The sequence below is a fragment of the Azoarcus sp. Soil_N_20 genome, assembly GCF_057656155.1.
Map to the genome: position 1 here is coordinate 1 of NZ_JBDGKX010000073.1, position 348 is coordinate 348.

Genomic DNA, 348 nt, shown 5'->3' on the forward strand with positions numbered 1-348 from the left:
GTCGACCACCTGAAGATGGCGCACGAGCTTGGTGTCTCCACCATCCGCGTCGCCACCCACTGCACCGAGGCTGACGTGTCCGAGCAGCACATCGGCTACGCCCGCAAGCTTGGCATGGACACCGTCGGCTTCCTGATGATGAGCCACATGAACAGCCCCGAAGGGCTGGTGAAGCAGGCGAAGCTGATGGAAGGCTATGGTGCCAACTGCATCTACATCACCGACTCGGCCGGGCACCTGTTGCCCGACACGGTCAAGGCGCGCCTCGGCACGGTGCGCGAGGCGCTCAAGCCCGAGACCGAACTCGGCTTCCACGGCCACCACAACCTCGCCATGGGCGTGGCCAAC

Annotated in this window: 1 pseudogene; it reads left to right on the top strand. The window is 64.9% G+C overall.

Going from position 1 to position 348, the window contains the following annotated elements:
• Positions 1 to 348: pseudogene (locus AC3A35_RS27955) on the top strand (4-hydroxy-2-oxovalerate aldolase); the annotation flags it as partial.